The sequence below is a fragment of the Metabacillus sp. KJ11-3 genome, assembly GCF_055808295.1.
Window position 1 is genome coordinate 2697899 of the sequence record NZ_CM147865.1, and the last position, 15974, is coordinate 2713872.

Here is a 15974-nt window from a genome sequence, read left to right on the forward strand (position 1 = left end):
CTAGACCACTTATCCTGATTATGAACCAACATTTTGATCTTTGGAAGCAAATAATTCAGGATAACCATAGCTTCCATGCTCACTCATGTCTAATCCCATCACTTCTTCTTCTTCAGTTACACGCAAACCGTTCATTACTTTCTTGGCAATAGCCAGGATAACAAATGATACAACAAATGCGTAAATTCCTGAGACAGCTACACCCATGAACTGTACACCTAATTGATCAAAACCACCGCCGTAGAATAGGCCCGGTTTACCAACAGTAGCCAATTCCGGTGTTGCGAAGAATCCTGTTGATAATGTGCCCCAGACACCTGCTACACCGTGAACAGAAAGTGCAAAGATTGGATCATCAATTTTTCTCTTTTCGAAGAATCTTGCACTATAGAATACTAGAATACCAGCAATAAATCCAATTACAACTGCTGCCCATGTGTCTACAAATGCACATGATGCAGTGATTGCAACTAATCCTGCCAATGCACCATTAAGCATAGTAGGTACATCTGATTTTCCTAAAACCATCCAAGATATAAGAAGTGCGGAAACTGCACCTGCTCCCGCAGCTAAGTTTGTATTCATTGCGACAAATCCAAAGAACCCTTCATCAACTGCTACAGTACTACCTGCATTAAATCCAAACCAACCTACCCAAAGAATTAGCACACCTAGAGCTGTAAAGACTTGGTTATGTCCTTGAATATTGTTTGCTGAGCCATCTTTATTGTATTTTCCGATACGAGGTTTTAAGAGAATTGTTGCTGCAAATGCAGCCATTGCACCAGTTAAGTGAACAACAGTTGATCCTGCGAAGTCTTGCTTACCATGTTCAGCTAACCATCCGCCACCCCAGATCCAATGAGCTATTACAGGATAAATAAGTGCTGAGAATAGAATTGTAAATACAAGATAAACAGATAATTTAGCACGTTCAGCGAAACCACCTAAAGCAATTGTAATTGAGATACAAGCAAACGCACATTGAAATACAAAGAATACTGCAGTCGAATAACTTGCCCCTTCTGCTTGAGCTCCTGAATAGAAGAAGTCTGTTAATCCAACGAAAAAGTTTCCATTTCCACCAAATGTAAATGCATAACCGACTGCCCAATACACTAATGATGCAAGACCAACTGTGAAAATTGTTTTACCAGCAATATGACCGGCGTTTTTCATTCTTGTTGATCCTGCTTCTAGTAAAATAAACCCACCTAACATAAAAATAACTAAAATTGCACCTAACATAATCCAAACACTATTCATCAAAAACAAAGTGTCTTCCATACTATTTCCTCCTGTCTGTATACTTAACTTAAGATGTTAGAAAATATAACATCTATTTCTTATTTACTATTCTATACGATATTCTACAAGTGTCAACCTGTTTTTTAAAGTTTCTGATAATTTAATGTTAGAATATCTGACACAATCTAAAAAACAAAATAAATAAAAAACACCCCAAACAACATGAGATGCTTTCTAAGACGATTCATTGTTTTATGACTTTCTTCCTTTTCATTTCCTTACTAAAGTCCTTAAGAATTGAAAACGACATCGCAATTAGGACAAAAGTTAGAGGAAATGCACTAACAATAATTGCTGTTTGCATCGCATTTAATCCACCTGAGAGCATTAAGACGACCGCGGATGCTGATAAGAAAAATCCCCAAACAACTTTCACGATATTTGGCGGGTTTAAACTTCCGTTAGTTGTTTGCATCCCTAAAACAAAGGTAGCTGAGTCAGCTGATGTAACAAAGAATGTGGTAATTAACATTAGTGTTATGACAATTAATAATCCTGTTAGTGGTAATTGTTGATAAACAAAGAATAGAACCGTCTCCAATGTCTGGCCACTTACATCCAGCCCTTCAAAAAACTCGTAGTAAATACCGGTACCACCAAATACTGCAAACCAAAAAATACAAACAAGTGTCGGTATAACTAATACAGCTATCATGAATTCTCTCACCGTTCTTCCTTTCGAAACACGAGCAATGAATGTTCCTACAAATGGTGCCCATGCTATCCACCATGCCCAATAAAAGATCGTCCAGTCTTGAATCCATGAAGCATTTTCCTCGTTAAATGGAGCAAGTCTTAATCCCATGCTAGGTAAATTTTGAATATAACTACCTAAAGTTGTCGTAAACAAATCCAATAAAAAACCAGTAGGTGCTAGGAATAAAAAGACGATAAGAAGAATAACAGCCATTATTAAATTAGCATTACTTAAATATTTTATCCCTTTTTGAATACCCGTCGTAGCTGATAACATAAATAAGACAGTCACAATTGAAATAATAACTAACTGTATCGTAAAAGATATCGGAATACCTGTTATATAATTTAATCCGCTATTAATTTGTGCTGCTCCCAGACCAAGAGATGCAGCCACCCCGAAAATCGTAGCAAAGACAGCTATAACATCAATAATTATTCCCAGTGTTCCGGTTGCGCGTTTCCCGAGCAAAGGAGTTAATGTTACACTCATCAATCCAGGCTGCTTTTTTCTGAACTTGTAATAAGCTAACACTAGTGCAATCACTGCGTAAATAGCCCATGCATGGAAGCCCCAATGCAAATACGTATAGCGTAGTGCCACCTTTGCAGCATCAGCGGTCCCTCCATCTCCGATTGGTGGACTCGCGAAATGTGATACTGGTTCCGAAACTCCAAAAAACAACAATCCAATACCCATCCCTGCACTAAATAACATCGCAAACCAAGTAGGTCGTTTGAATTCCGGCTTTTCACCATCATCACCAAGTCTAATTTTTCCATACCTACTAAATATTAAAAACAATGCAAAAATCAAAAAGAATGTTGCAGACAATTGATAAAACCAACCAGAGCTACTTAGAAAAAAGCCCTTCGTTTTATCCATCATTTCCCCTAGATGAACAGGAGCAACAACACCCCAACCAACAAAAAAAGTGGCAATTACGATTGAAATCCAAAAAACCTTTGTTACTTTTTCCATTATATTGTTCTCCTTTTGATGTAGATCATAGAAAAAACTTAAAAAATGTATTTGTGTTTATTATGTAGCATTTCTCTTTTTTATAAGAATTACTAATCTCTTCGATAGGGAAAATTAACCCATTTTATTAAAACTAAACATAAAACCGGAGCTTTTGAGTTAATATGCATCACTCCATTCAATCAATTTTCTTAAATTTGGCTTAACCCAATGAAAGAGCTATAATATTAAATGCAAAACAAAACCTTGTATATGGATAATGAAAGAGGTATTAATATGAACATTATTGAATCAACAATCGAAAAACTGGAAGATCCATTTGGCATTTTGTCCGGCGAACGTTATGAAATTTTCCTTACATTAGAAGTTGATGAGGAGGATGAGTTATATAGTGAACATGGAATTAAATTGAAACTAATCTTTGCCATTGATCAAAACCAATCAAAGATTGCTCAATATGATTTTATCGAGAGCACGACAGGGGAAGTATTAGATTTCGCTCTAGAAGAAGAAGAAGAGCAGCAAGTAAAAGCCTATTGCGAGAAACTTGTGGCAGAATTTTAACCAAATGCGCAAGTGCCTTGAACAACCTAAGGCAAATAAGACGATTTAGAATAGAAGGCGTTCTTTGCCTTCAATTCTAAATTGGCTTATGACGTCGAGGTGCTAGGCACTGGAGCTGGATGCCGAGACTTATCCACAGTACAAAGAATTTTATCGTTTCCTAAGCAAAAACAAAAGAGGACAACTTAATGTTGTCCTCTCAAACCACCTGTTTATCCCGCGTAAGTTTCCTTAAGAAAATTAGTTCATTCTGTTTAGGCACTTTCCTCACAATTATAATGAGCTGGATGATAATAATAACCAATACTGATTTTTTGTAGACCAAGTATCGCGGAGTCCAATTTGTCGCAAACTTTCCTTTATACTTTCTTAAACCTTTAAAGTTATAGTATTTACACCCATTCAAAAAAGCATATCTTGCCAATTTCTCCTGGTAAGGTGAGCCGGGATCTATTCCAACATTAGATAAAGGAGACATTCCCAAACCGCAAACTGAGTATCCTTTTTCTTTCGCCCAAAGAATAGTTGAAACGAACACCATATCCATCGTTGCTCTCGGGCTGTGTTTTCTATATCTCATTAAATCAATACTTATTGTTTGCTTCTGTTGATAATCAGTAGGAAGACTAGCAAACGCTAATAAAGAGCCATCAGGATCACGAAATAAGGCCACTGAAAAATGGCCGATATATTTCTCAGAGAAAGAACTTACTGAAAAACCTTTTTCTTTACGATCATTTAACCACTCATCTGAAACAAATTGCAATTCCTCTAGTAATTCTTTTCTAAAAGGAGGATGAACAACTGAAAAACGATAGCCTTCCTTCGAAAATTTATTTCTTATGTTTCGCATATTACTGAATTTTTTTCCTTCAATAGCAAAGGTTTTTAAATCAACTTTTGCCTCTTCTCCAATTTTAAATAAACGATAACCTCGCTTTAGATAATTCGAAGAATACTTCTCAGATGCTTGGTAGAAAATCGGTGTCATACGGTTCTTTAAAGCAAAATCAAAAAACTCCTCTAATCCACCATCAAACTTATCTTCATCACCAATCGGATCACCTAAAACGAATAGCTTTTTCCCCATTTGTTTATATGAAATTAACACCGAATCACCTTGCGCTAAAAATAACTGTTTATCTTCTAAAAAAAGCAAATGTGACAATGTATTTCCACCAAATCTTTTTATAAAAGATGAAGTAAAAGAAACATTAATTTTATGGTGATCCTTCTTGAGAGAGTTGGTTAATAGAAAGGTTATTACGACCATGATAGTAAAAAGTATGACTATTGCAATAAACAATACACTTGATCCCCCTTTTTCCTCTATAAAAGATAACACATTCACTTATTTTAGAAAATACATTTTAACATAAGTTTTTTGGCATAATTTTATCGGTTTAGGAAAATGTATAGATAGGCTTTTACATTTAATACTTTTATCGTTGTAAAAAAGGAGTGGAGAAAATGAATGTAAATCGAGCGAAAGAAATTGCAAATATGGGAGAAATGGTGAATGTGCAATACGAAGGTGAATCCATTTATATCCAATCTGTAAATGAGGATCAAGGAACTGCTCGTATTTTCTCACTGAGTAATCCCCAAGCTGAAAAAAACGTTCCTGTGGATGTATTAATTGAAGAATAAATGGACTGACATATGTCAGTCCACATTTTAAATTATGCTTATAATTTCACTACGTCTTCTGCTTGAGGACCTCTGTTACCTTCAACTATGTTGAACTCAACTTTTTGTCCTTCTTCTAACGTTTTAAAACCTTCACCAGTTATAGCACTGAAGTGAACGAATACATCATTTCCTTCAGCAATTTCTATAAATCCAAAACCTTTTTCTGAATTAAACCATTTTACAGTACCAGTTGTTTTCATAAGTAGAACCTCCAAAGATTTTTTAAAACGTTGCTCTATATTTTAACTAGAATATATTATGATCAATTGTTTTATTATCGAAATTGCCGTTACTCAAAACAACGAAAGCCCTACCTCTCTTCCGTCCTTACGGCTCCTAGTCCGCGCCAGTGTGAATTGAAAGCACATTATACGTTTCATCCACAAATCACTATATAGTGAGGATTTTAATCAAGCATAAAGATCTATTATAGATCAATATAATGATGTTGTCAAATTAAATCCCTTTTTATCTAATACTCTTGAAAAAATTACGATAATAAAACTACGAAAAAAGGATTACCCGCCACTAACAGGAGGAATAAAGGCTACTACATCCCCAGCTTTAACCATATCATCCTCCAGAGCATACTCTTCATTTACAGCAATCATGACATTTTCTAAATTTCCTAAGTCATAGGCGGATAACATATAGTCTCTAATGTCCTTCACTGTTGTCTGGTTTCTTTCAATACTAATGCTTTCTTGTCCAACCTTTTCTTGTAAATGAGCAAACAAAAGTACTTTTATCATTTATCTTCCTCCATCGGCTTTCCTTCTGGATATGGAGTTTTTTCTAATTGATCTCCTATCCAAGCTTCTCCACTTTCCCAAATTTCTTTTTTCCATATTGGTACGATTTGTTTTATTCTTTCAATCGCGTATTCATTTGCTGCATAAGCATCTTTACGATGTGGGGTTGACACAGCAATTACAACAGCAATTTCTGAAATCTCTAATTTCCCGATCCGATGAGTAATCGCTACTTTCGCGTCACTCCATTTCACTTTTATTTCTTCCCCTATTTGTTCGAGCTTTTTCACTGCCATCTTTTCATAAGCTTGATATTCAAGTGATAAGGTACGTTTTCCATATGTAAATTCTCTTACCGTTCCAGTAAAAGTTGTAACAGCGCCGGCCTCGTTACGTATAACTTTATTAGTAATTTCTTCTATTGAAATTGGATTCTTTACAATTTCAAACATTTGCGTTGTCAATATCTTCACCTACTTCATTTATCATAAGCCATTCAATACACTTATCTCGAGAAGAAAAGATTAGATATTTTTCTCTAACTTCAAGAGGTAATGAGAAACTGGCCAATACACATGTAATATTAACTAATTTTTTTAACATCGGAAGATCTTCATGAGATCGAAGCAAAGCAACTTTAGGATATCCCTCAAATTTATAGCCCTCTATTAAGATAACATCTAAGCAAAATGTATTATACAAAGATATCATCTGGGAAAGTGTTAATTTAAATTGATTTGAAGATAAAATAAAAGATTCATTTCCTTCGATAAACGATACTTGCGCGCCTGCTTCACGATGTTTTTGAGTATCTTTCCCATTATCATTTTGGGTTAATGCTCCACCATGCCCATGATGTTTGATGGTACCCACCTTTAATTTATATCTAGCCGCTTCTCTAATATACTCCGTGACAAATGTGGTTTTTCCACTGTTTTGATATCCGACTACTTGAAGGATTCTGCCCAATGCGTGTCACTTCCTAGTTGATCTTCAAATAATAAGAGATCAATCATATCTCCAGTTTTATATCCTCTTGATCCTCCCGGCAAGACAATAAAGACATTAGCATCAGCTAATGATGATACGACATTCGATTTATCCAAACCAACAGGGCTTGCAATAACTTGTCCATCGATTAGTTGAAAAGATCCTCTTACAAATCTTGTGAAAGGATTTGGCTTTAAGAAATCCTTTCCTAAAACAGCTGTAACCTTTTGTAAATGCGGGCGGGTTGAGTATAAGAAATGTCGAACAATTGGTCGAACAAACAACTCAAACCCAACATAACATGCAGATGGATTTCCAGAAAGCCCGAATAATAACTTACCATTGTATTCAGCTACCGTTGTCACACTCCCAGGTCTCATGGCAACTTTATTAAATAGAACATTGGCCCCTAAACGTTGATAAATATCCGGCAAATAGTCATAATCTCCAACAGAAACGCCTCCCGTTGTGAGTAAAATATCTACCTCTTCCAAGGCGTCAACTACAGCTTTATAGCAAGTTTCAAAGTCATCGGCTAATTTCCCGAGGTATATCGGTTGTGCCCCAGCTCTTTTTGCCTGTGCTTCTATCATAAATGAATTACTATTCCTTATTTTGCCTGGTTCAAGGGGCTCACCAACTTCCAATAATTCACTACCTGTTGCAATAATGCCAATACGTGGTTGCCTTACCACTTTAACCATTTCATAACCAAATGTTGCAAGTAACGCAATAGTTCCCGGCGTGATGTATGTACCTTTTTTAACAAGTATACTTCCTTCTGGTGTATCTTCACCTTTAAAAGATACATTGTCACCTTTATGAAAGGGTCTTTTTATCGACATATATACTTTATTGTCCTTCGTATAAACTTTCGTTAATTCCAACATAACAACCGCATCACTGCCACAAGGCATTTGCGCACCTGTCATGATACGGATCGCTTGATTTTGACCAACACTTTCCTTGCTAACACTACCGGCACCGATTTCATCAATCACCTCAAATTCAACGGGTTGATCAGCTTTGGCATTAACTGTATCATGCGTACGTATAGCAAACCCATCGTAGGGTGACCGATCAAAAGGTGGAACTGGGTGAGTTGCAATTAAATCCTCCGCTAAATACCGTCCATAACTTTCTCTAAGGGGTACTTGCTCTATGTCTCCGACAGTCGCAAAACTCATCACTTTCTTTATTGCTTCTTTTACTGGTAATGGCTTTCTTTTTTCAATCATATAATCCTCTCCGAGACAAATATAGTTTACTATTTAGATTCTGATATTTTATCATTATTTAATAGCATACCATAATCTTTTGGTGAGTTTATGTTACTAAATATTTTAGGATCTATATTTAATTCCTTTTCCGTCACAAACAATACGTTAACTTGATTTAGAAGTGTCATCATTTTTCGATCTTTATTTACTAATTGCTTTTCAATTAATGGAAAAACTGAGTGATGATATACTCCTACTAAGGGATGTAACTTTCCTTCAATTTTTGGAATAATGACTTTCTTACCTGAAGAAATATAAGCTAGTAATTTTTTAATCACTTCTCCAGTAATGAGAGGAATATCACATGACAAAATAACAAACCACTCTGACACTTCGATTTTCATCGCAGTATATACCCCAGCTTTAGGACCATCTCCTATAAATTGATGATCATCAGTTATAACATTTACTTTTGTTTCATCAGTAAATTTCGTTAAAAGATTTTGATGACTTACAATAACCTGTTTTTCAGTTGTTTCTTTTAAGGCCTGCATTGAATAGCGCCAGAATTTTTTACCATTGTACTCTGCAAATGCTTTAGGTTGACCGAATCTCCTTGATTCTCCTCCCGCGAGTAAAACCCCTATAATTTGTTGCATTTTCCCCCATCCCCTCTGATTTTTTAACTTAAAATTTAAAAAGTCAGTTACCGACATATGGTAACCGACTAATTTCATTTTTTACCGCTGTCCATTCACTATAATTAAAGCGTAGATTGTCCCGGCTTCCAGTTTACAGGACAGAGTTCTCCTGTTTGAAGTGCTTGAAGTACCCGTAATGTTTCATCAACATCACGCCCTATATTGTTGTGATTTATAACTGCATATTGAAGTTCTCCACCTGGATTTATGATAAACAATCCGCGAAGGGCAATTCCCTCTTCCTCAATTAACACACCATAGTCACGTGAGACAGAATGATTTGTATCAGCCGCTAAAGGATATTTAATATTGCCTAAGCCATTGTCTTTTCGATCCGTTTTAATCCATGCCAAGTGAGTGTGGATTGTATCCGTTGAAACACCAATCACTTCTGCACTCAATTCTTCAAATTCTTCATAACGGTCAGAAAGTGCAGTAATTTCAGTCGGACAAACATATGTAAAATCCATAGGATAAAAAAACAAAACAGTCCACTTATCATTTTTCATATTGTCTTCCAAGTTTACCTTACCAAATTCTTTATTAGCTAATACAGCGTCCATTTCAAATCTTGGCGCTTGTTTTCCAACCATTCGTTCTGTCATTATACCATTCCTCCTAATCATGTTCTATTTATGTGTTATCTAAGAAAAGCACAAACGCCTTGATCAGCTCCGAAGGACTAGGCGCTTGCACTAGACACCAACACTAAGTCAAAATTTCATACTTTCTTACTTACACTTTTCCGGAACTTATATAAAATAAAGGAGACAATCTGGAACAAATCCTATTTTGTAGTTTAAGCGATATTCAAATCTACTATTCAAATTGCCCGTAATTTACGACAACTGAGCTTAAACCCTTCATTTTTGAACAAAATATGTTTAACATGGTAGGCGGAGGGTATTAATAATGTGTTCTTTCTTTAAAATTTAGAGTATAATTCCAGCTATTGCGTGCACGTTGAAAGAACCTCTATTTCGAGAAAGGATGTTGAATGATGGATTTTTTTGAAAAAATTGAGTGGTCAGCGCTAATGACCACTGCAGGAATTATTATTTTGAAATTACTTGGTATCATAATTGCTTTTTTAATAGTTAAAGCAATTGGAAACAAAGTAATTAGAAAGATGTTCGATAGGTTACAAGAACGTGAAAATATATCGAATGGACGAGCTTTAACGTTACACAGTTTGACCTTAAACATTTTTTCCTATGTGTTAATTTTTATTTTTATTGTCATGATTTTTGAAGTTTTTAATTATAATGTTTCTGCTTTAATAGCTGGAGCAGGTGTTGTAGGATTAGCGATCGGCTTTGGAGCACAAGGATTGGTTAGTGATGTAGTGACTGGTTTTTTCCTGCTGTTGGAAAAGCAAATCGATGTTGAAGACTATGTAACAGTCGCGGGCTTTGATGGGATTGTAGAGCAAGTAGGACTGCGTACTACACAGATTAGAGGGTTTGACGGTACACTTCACTATGTTCCAAACAGGGAAATAACTAATGTAAGCAATCATTCACGTGGAAACATGAGGGCATTAGTTGATATTGGTATATCCTATGACGATGATATCGACAAGGCCATTTCAGTATTACAAGATGTATGTGATAAACTTTCTGCAGAGGATGAAAATATTGTGGATGGCCCAAATGTTTTGGGTGTGCAAGCACTTGGATCTTCAGATGTTGTCATTAGAGTTCTTGCAAAAACAAAAAATATGGAGCAATGGGCAGTCGAACGTAACCTTCGTAAAGCAATTAAAGAGGCATTTGATGCTAATAAGATTGAAATTCCATATCCCCATCAAGTGAACGTGGAGAAAAAATAAATATTGTTCAAAAAGAGCCTGAAAAACTTTAGGCTCTTTTTGTAGTTTGCAATTTTCTTGCTATTAACGATTTACTTTACTTTCAACCTGTTGGCAGATTTCCATTGCTGATAAACCACTAGCTTGAATAACTGAACCAGCAGTTACTGCATTGCTAATCCCCATTACGTTGGAATCTTGACCAGTGATAACACAGCAATCACAGCCTTTTGCATCATTTTCATTGTTTAATTGGACAACATCATACCCTTTTTCTTGTAATGCTGAAGTAACATCAGATAATGATTGTTCTACACCGATTTTTGCCATCATTTATCCACCTCCTACAAGTATTGTGTACACAGTTGGATAAAATATACTTTGTAAATTGGTGATAATATGTGACTATGAACAGAATATATCAATCCTTAAGATTTTTTCTTTAATTTTTATGTTTTTCCACTATTAGACATCGTTCGTCAAAATCCTACACCGTCGGTTGCTCAAAAAAAGCAATTGGTTCTCACCGATTGCTTTTCCACATTATTGGTTTGCTTTATAAGAAATATATTTACACATAATATCAACTGCAACTCCAATGGCTGATTCATCTGGCTGTAATTTCGCATGATGTAACCCATATGGCGAGCCTACACCTAGCCAGAACATGAAGCCTGATATTTGATCTACCATATATCCAAAATCTTCACCTGTCATCGCTTCTGTACACTCTCTTACATCATAGCTCGTCTGATCTGAAATATATTCCATAAATTCTCTCGTTAACATCTCATCATTGTCTACTTGATGATACATCGAACCATAATCAATCATTGTTTTACATGAATACCCTATTTCGATCCCTTTTACAATAGCTTCGATTCTTTCCTTGACCTTTTCCATAGATTCTACGGATAATGTTCGTATTGTACCTTCTAATCTTGCATTCTCGGCAATGATATTTTGTACAGTTCCACCCGTTATTTTTCCAATAGTAATAACACCACTGTCTAATGGGTCTATATTACGGGCAATAATAGTTTGGAGCTGAGTAACTAATGAACATGCAGCTACAACCATATCATTTGTTGTATGAGGATATGCAGCATGTCCGCCTTTTCCTTTCAGATCGATAAACAACTCTGATGTGTTGGCAAAAAGCAGACCTGGTTTTGTTGCAATTGTTCCAACTGGGAGCTCTGGAGCAATATGGAGTGCTGTGATTATATCTGGTTTCCATTCTTTAGCTATATCACTATTTAACATTGGCTCTGCCCCACCTGGTCCTTCCTCAGCCGGTTGGAATAAAAATAGGACATTATCTGAAATTGGATTCTTCACAAAATGTGTTAATATACCAATCGCAATTGTCATATGAAAATCATGTCCACATGCATGCATGAATCCTGGATGTTCAGAGCTAAAATCATCGTTTGTTTCTTCTGTTATTGGCAGCCCATCGATATCAGCTCGATAGCCAATCGTTTTTTGTGGATTGGTACCTTTCACCAAAGCAAATATACCCGTTTTCCACGTTTTTACTTTCAAACGGTGTTCCGGAAATTGTTTTAAGAGATTTAAAAGATATTGTTGTGTCTTAAATTCCTGAAAACCAATCTCAGGAATCCGATGTAGATCCCTGCGTATTTGAATAAGGTGTTCTGTCCCCACAATGACCAATCCTCTCTATACAGAAGAGGATGACTATACGAAATAGTCTGTTGTATAGACCATCCAGAGTCATCCTCACCATTCTTATAATTGTCTTAGTTCTTGCATAATTTCAGTTTTAGATTGTGTTTGAGCATCGATATCTTTAATTTTACGGGCTGGGGCACCGTATACAACTGTATATGGCTCAACGTCTTTTGTTACAATTGATCCAGCACCTACAACGGCACCTTTACCAACTGTTACACCTTCGAGAACAACACAGTTAGCACCAATCAAAACATCATCTTCAATAACAACCGGTTTTGCAGAAGGCGGTTCAATAACACCTGCCAATACGGAACCTGCACCAATGTGACAATTTTTACCTACTGTAGCGCGTCCACCTAATGTTGCGTTCATATCAATCATTGTTCCCTCACCAATGACAGAACCGATATTGATAGAAGCACCCATCATAATAACTGCATTATCCCCAATTTCAACTTGGTCACGAATAATCGCACCTGGCTCGATACGTGCTTTAATTCCTTTAAGATCCAGTAAAGGAATAGCTGAATTACGACGGTCATTTTCAATCACATAGTCTTCAATATTTGCTTTGTTGCTTTCTAATGCTGCTTCAATTTCAGCCCACTCACCAAAAACAACCCCTGTGTTTCCAGTAATAAAGGTTTGAGCAGAATCCCCAAAATTAATTCCTTCAAGGTTTCCTTTAACGTAAACCTTTACAGGTGTTGATTTTTTACTGTTTTGTATAAATGAGATAATCTCATTTGCATCCATCATGTTCATATGTATTTCCTCCTTGTACTATGTCAGTCATTCTTTACTGTATCAAAGGATCAAACTGTTGACAAGAGATCTGTTAAATTTGTCATATTGTCGAATTCTTATTTTTCTAATAACATTCATCCCTTTGATGTTCTTCCACAATTTCGACAAAAGCTTTTACTTGTTTTAATTCAAAGGATGACTCAAAACCCAATAACCAAGTATGTCTTTCAATTGGCTTCCCATCTTCTTCTAGAAGTGGTATTTTAAACACCTCCTGTTCCTCATCCTTTAATGTGACGGAAGGAAGAATGGCATAACCAATTCCATTCAACGCCATTTGTTTACATGTTTCAATTTGATCAACAACAATCGTTCTCTTTGGTGATGTATTGAATTGGCGATGCCACCAGTCTTGTATTTCTTGATAATAAGAGGAATCGCTTTTAAATTGAATAAAAGGTCTTTCCGTATGTAGGACTTCTTCAATATTCTGTATCTCGGTATCTACCAGGTAAAGCGTGTCTGTTAATAGGTGTTTTTTCATCCCTTTCCATTCAGGATTTCCACGTATAATTCCTAAATGAACATGATCTTCATACATACTTTTCAAAATTTCACTACTCCACCCGGTGATGAGTGATATTTTTGCATGAGGATATTTTCTAACATATGTTTTTAATACACTTGGTAGCCAATGTTGGCCAATTATAGAAGCCACAGCAAGCTTTAATGTTCCGTGTACCTCACCTTCCAGCGCCAGTATTTCTTCTTTTACTTTGTCTTCTTTTAGAACGACTTCTTGTGCATAAGCAACAATTTTTTCACCCGCTGGAGTTAGAGTAAGGCCCTTCTGTGATCTGATAAATAATTGTAATCCCCAAGACTTTTCAATTGTTTGTAACCGCTGTGATAATGCTGGTTGAGAAACAAACAGTCGTTCAGACGCTTTTCTCATATTCATTTCTTCTGCTAAAACAACCAGCATTCTAAGTTCAGAAGTTTGCATCCACTCACCCTTTTCATAATAAGTTTTCCTTATAGAAAAAACTAAAAAAATACTTATTTAGTTATTGAGGTATCAATTGTATCATAAGGATATCGGTGACTTTTGTAAAGGATTTTATATATCGTTAAAAAAGATAACAAAAGAAGGACTGCCAAAAAGATTTGGGCAGTCCTCATTATATTTTTTCTTTTTTAGGCAAAAATGTGATCAAGATAAAGCTTAAAACAGCAAAACCTAATATAACTATAAAAACATGATGAAGAGCCATTTCAAGGCCTTCTTTGAGGATCTTTAGCGCTTGTGAAGTTAGTGATGTTCTTTGTTGATCATCTAAAATAAGTGTTGTTGAATCGAGGTTTAATTCATTATCTACACCTTCGCTTTTAAAGAATGAAATCAACTGACTGTTTAATATCCCGCCTAATAAAGCTGCGCCAATAGTGCTGCCAACATTCCTCATAAACATATTCGTCGCTGTAGCTACTCCTCTTTTATTCCACTCAACCGTACTTTGAATTGAAACAATAAAGGCTGTAGTAGTAAGTCCCATACCTGTACCAATTAAAAAAGAACCAAAAGCAGCAAAAACTGGGCTATCGCCGCTTGATAAGAAAATAAATACAACGCTTCCCAGAATTAGTGATATTCCGCCAAATATAGAGGTTGTTCTAAAGCCAATCTTCAATATGGCCCTGCCTGATATCATTGCGGCAATTGGCCAACCAATCGACATTGTTGTTAAAGTGAAACCAGCAACGATTGGCTTTTCTTCCATAACTCCTTGTACGAATGTTGGGAGGAATGTCGATAATCCTATTACGATAACTCCAGTAGTTAAGGATGTAAGATTTGCTACTAATATAGACCTCTCTTTCCAAAGCTCAAAAGGCATCATTGGGTCATCAACTTTTCTTTCATAGAAAACAAAAACAATAAAGCTAAATAATGATAGCAAAAACAGCAATAAGACTGGTAAGGAAAGCCAATCAAAGCGAACTCCGCCTTCTACCAGGATAAACATAAAGGAAGTGACAGCAATTGTTAAAAAAACAGCACCACCATAATCAACCTGAGGTTTACGTTTTTCTATATTTTCTTGTAGAAATAAATACAATCCTATAATAGCAAGTATTCCAAGGGGAATATTAATCCAAAAAACAAATCTCCAACTAACAAATTCCACTAACAATCCACCAATAGCAGGACCCATAATCGCTGAGATTCCCCACACACTGGACAAATATCCCTGAATCTTCGCTCTTTCTTCTTTTGTATAAATATCACCAACAATGGTTGTGGCAATCGGCATTACTGCACCTGCACCGAAACCTTGCACAAAACGTGCAAAAATAAGCATTTCCATTGATGAAGCCATTCCACATAAAATTGAACCAATTAAAAAGATGACAATACCAATGGTTAGAACTGGCTTCCTGCCAAATAAATCAGATAATTTCCCATAAATCAATACAGTCACAGCATTCATTAATAAATACGATGAAAATACCCAGCTATAGAGGGAAAAATTCTCTAATTCTGCAACGATGGCAGGCATGGCTGTTGCCACAATTGTCGCCTCAATTGCTGCCATAAACATTGCTAACATTACCGTAGCCAGCACATAGGGTCGCTTTGTTTTACGTTCCTTTGCTTTTAAAACATACAGTTCTTGTCCCATTTGAAATAATACCTTCCTTTTAGAAAACACGACACACCGCCAAGGATGGCGGAAGGCGATGTCTTTTCTTATACTATAATCTATATAGATAAACTTTCTTAAAGTATAAAAAAGTAAATGATTAAAT

At 35.9% G+C, this 15974-nt stretch carries 18 protein-coding genes; 3 read left to right on the forward strand and 15 right to left on the reverse strand.

Annotated features, from left to right (window positions below):
* Window positions 1-18 precede the first annotated feature (18 nt).
* On the reverse strand, window positions 19-1287 hold the full coding sequence (locus tag AC0L8O_RS13705; protein WP_473443029.1) for an ammonium transporter: 1269 nt from the start codon (window positions 1285-1287) through the stop codon (window positions 19-21).
* A 205-nt stretch (window positions 1288-1492) separates the two neighbouring features.
* Window positions 1493-2986 (reverse strand): BCCT family transporter, encoded by a 1494-nt coding sequence (locus AC0L8O_RS13710; protein ID WP_473443030.1) that lies wholly within the window; start codon window positions 2984-2986, stop codon window positions 1493-1495.
* Between the two features lie 276 nt (window positions 2987-3262).
* Between AC0L8O_RS13710 and AC0L8O_RS13715 the strand changes: the two genes are divergently transcribed.
* Window positions 3263-3550 carry a DUF6509 family protein gene (locus tag AC0L8O_RS13715; RefSeq protein WP_473443033.1) on the forward strand — a complete coding sequence of 96 codons (288 nt, stop codon included), beginning with the start codon at window positions 3263-3265 and terminating at the stop codon, window positions 3548-3550.
* Between the two features lie 199 nt (window positions 3551-3749).
* Here AC0L8O_RS13715 and AC0L8O_RS13720 read toward each other — a convergent pair whose 3' ends face one another.
* Complete coding sequence (locus AC0L8O_RS13720; RefSeq protein ID WP_473443036.1) at window positions 3750-4718, reverse strand: phosphatidylglycerol lysyltransferase domain-containing protein; 969 nt, start codon at window positions 4716-4718, stop codon at window positions 3750-3752.
* A gap of 302 nt (window positions 4719-5020) precedes the next feature.
* On the opposite strand from AC0L8O_RS13720, the gene AC0L8O_RS13725 reads away from it, so the two are divergent.
* Window positions 5021-5200, forward strand: a complete 180-nt coding sequence (locus AC0L8O_RS13725; RefSeq protein WP_026562794.1) for an H-type small acid-soluble spore protein — start codon at window positions 5021-5023, stop codon at window positions 5198-5200.
* A 38-nt stretch (window positions 5201-5238) separates the two neighbouring features.
* On the opposite strand, the gene AC0L8O_RS13730 is transcribed toward AC0L8O_RS13725, so the two are convergent.
* From AC0L8O_RS13730 to AC0L8O_RS13760, 7 genes are all read right to left on the reverse strand, one after another.
* The gene (locus AC0L8O_RS13730; protein ID WP_216773001.1) at window positions 5239-5442 is read right to left on the reverse strand and encodes a cold-shock protein; all 204 of its coding nucleotides are present in this window, start codon (window positions 5440-5442) and stop codon (window positions 5239-5241) included.
* Window positions 5443-5760: 318 nt separating this feature from the next.
* Window positions 5761-5994: a molybdopterin converting factor subunit 1 gene (gene moaD, locus AC0L8O_RS13735; RefSeq protein ID WP_473443038.1), complete on the reverse strand. Its 234-nt coding sequence runs from the start codon at window positions 5992-5994 to the stop codon at window positions 5761-5763.
* A complete protein-coding gene (locus tag AC0L8O_RS13740) occupies window positions 5991-6446 on the reverse strand; it encodes a molybdenum cofactor biosynthesis protein MoaE (protein WP_473448886.1) in 456 nt (151 codons plus the stop codon). Before AC0L8O_RS13740 ends, moaD begins: the two co-directional genes overlap by 4 nt.
* Window positions 6439-6963, reverse strand: a complete 525-nt coding sequence (gene mobB, locus AC0L8O_RS13745) for a molybdopterin-guanine dinucleotide biosynthesis protein B (RefSeq protein ID WP_473443040.1) — start codon at window positions 6961-6963, stop codon at window positions 6439-6441. The genes AC0L8O_RS13740 and mobB overlap by 8 nt, the downstream gene beginning before the upstream one ends.
* Window positions 6942-8222 (reverse strand): molybdopterin molybdotransferase MoeA, encoded by a 1281-nt coding sequence (locus AC0L8O_RS13750; RefSeq protein ID WP_473443042.1) that lies wholly within the window; start codon window positions 8220-8222, stop codon window positions 6942-6944. Before AC0L8O_RS13750 ends, mobB begins: the two co-directional genes overlap by 22 nt.
* Window positions 8223-8251: 29 nt before the next feature.
* The gene (locus tag AC0L8O_RS13755) at window positions 8252-8863 is read right to left on the reverse strand and encodes a molybdenum cofactor guanylyltransferase (protein WP_473443043.1); all 612 of its coding nucleotides are present in this window, start codon (window positions 8861-8863) and stop codon (window positions 8252-8254) included.
* Window positions 8864-8967: 104 nt separating this feature from the next.
* Window positions 8968-9510 (reverse strand): peroxiredoxin, encoded by a 543-nt coding sequence (locus AC0L8O_RS13760; RefSeq protein ID WP_473443045.1) that lies wholly within the window; start codon window positions 9508-9510, stop codon window positions 8968-8970.
* Window positions 9511-9902: 392 nt separating this feature from the next.
* Here AC0L8O_RS13760 and AC0L8O_RS13765 point away from each other — a divergent pair, with 392 nt between their 5' ends.
* Window positions 9903-10736 (forward strand): mechanosensitive ion channel family protein, encoded by an 834-nt coding sequence (locus AC0L8O_RS13765; protein WP_473443047.1) that lies wholly within the window; start codon window positions 9903-9905, stop codon window positions 10734-10736.
* Between the two features lie 63 nt (window positions 10737-10799).
* On the opposite strand, the gene AC0L8O_RS13770 is transcribed toward AC0L8O_RS13765, so the two are convergent.
* The 5 genes from AC0L8O_RS13770 to AC0L8O_RS13790 all read right to left on the reverse strand — a co-directional run bounded on the left by AC0L8O_RS13770 (window position 10800) and on the right by AC0L8O_RS13790 (window position 15847).
* Complete coding sequence (locus AC0L8O_RS13770; RefSeq protein ID WP_026562801.1) at window positions 10800-11045, reverse strand: YkuS family protein; 246 nt, start codon at window positions 11043-11045, stop codon at window positions 10800-10802.
* 213 nt (window positions 11046-11258) lie between these two features.
* Window positions 11259-12386: an N-acetyldiaminopimelate deacetylase gene (locus AC0L8O_RS13775; RefSeq protein WP_473443049.1), complete on the reverse strand. Its 1128-nt coding sequence runs from the start codon at window positions 12384-12386 to the stop codon at window positions 11259-11261.
* 84 nt (window positions 12387-12470) lie between these two features.
* Window positions 12471-13181: a 2,3,4,5-tetrahydropyridine-2,6-dicarboxylate N-acetyltransferase gene (gene dapD, locus AC0L8O_RS13780; protein WP_026562803.1), complete on the reverse strand. Its 711-nt coding sequence runs from the start codon at window positions 13179-13181 to the stop codon at window positions 12471-12473.
* A gap of 106 nt (window positions 13182-13287) precedes the next feature.
* On the reverse strand, window positions 13288-14169 hold the full coding sequence (locus tag AC0L8O_RS13785; RefSeq protein WP_473443051.1) for a LysR family transcriptional regulator: 882 nt from the start codon (window positions 14167-14169) through the stop codon (window positions 13288-13290).
* 175 nt (window positions 14170-14344) lie between these two features.
* A complete protein-coding gene (locus AC0L8O_RS13790) occupies window positions 14345-15847 on the reverse strand; it encodes an MDR family MFS transporter (RefSeq protein ID WP_473443053.1) in 1503 nt (500 codons plus the stop codon).
* Window positions 15848-15974 lie beyond the last annotated feature (127 nt).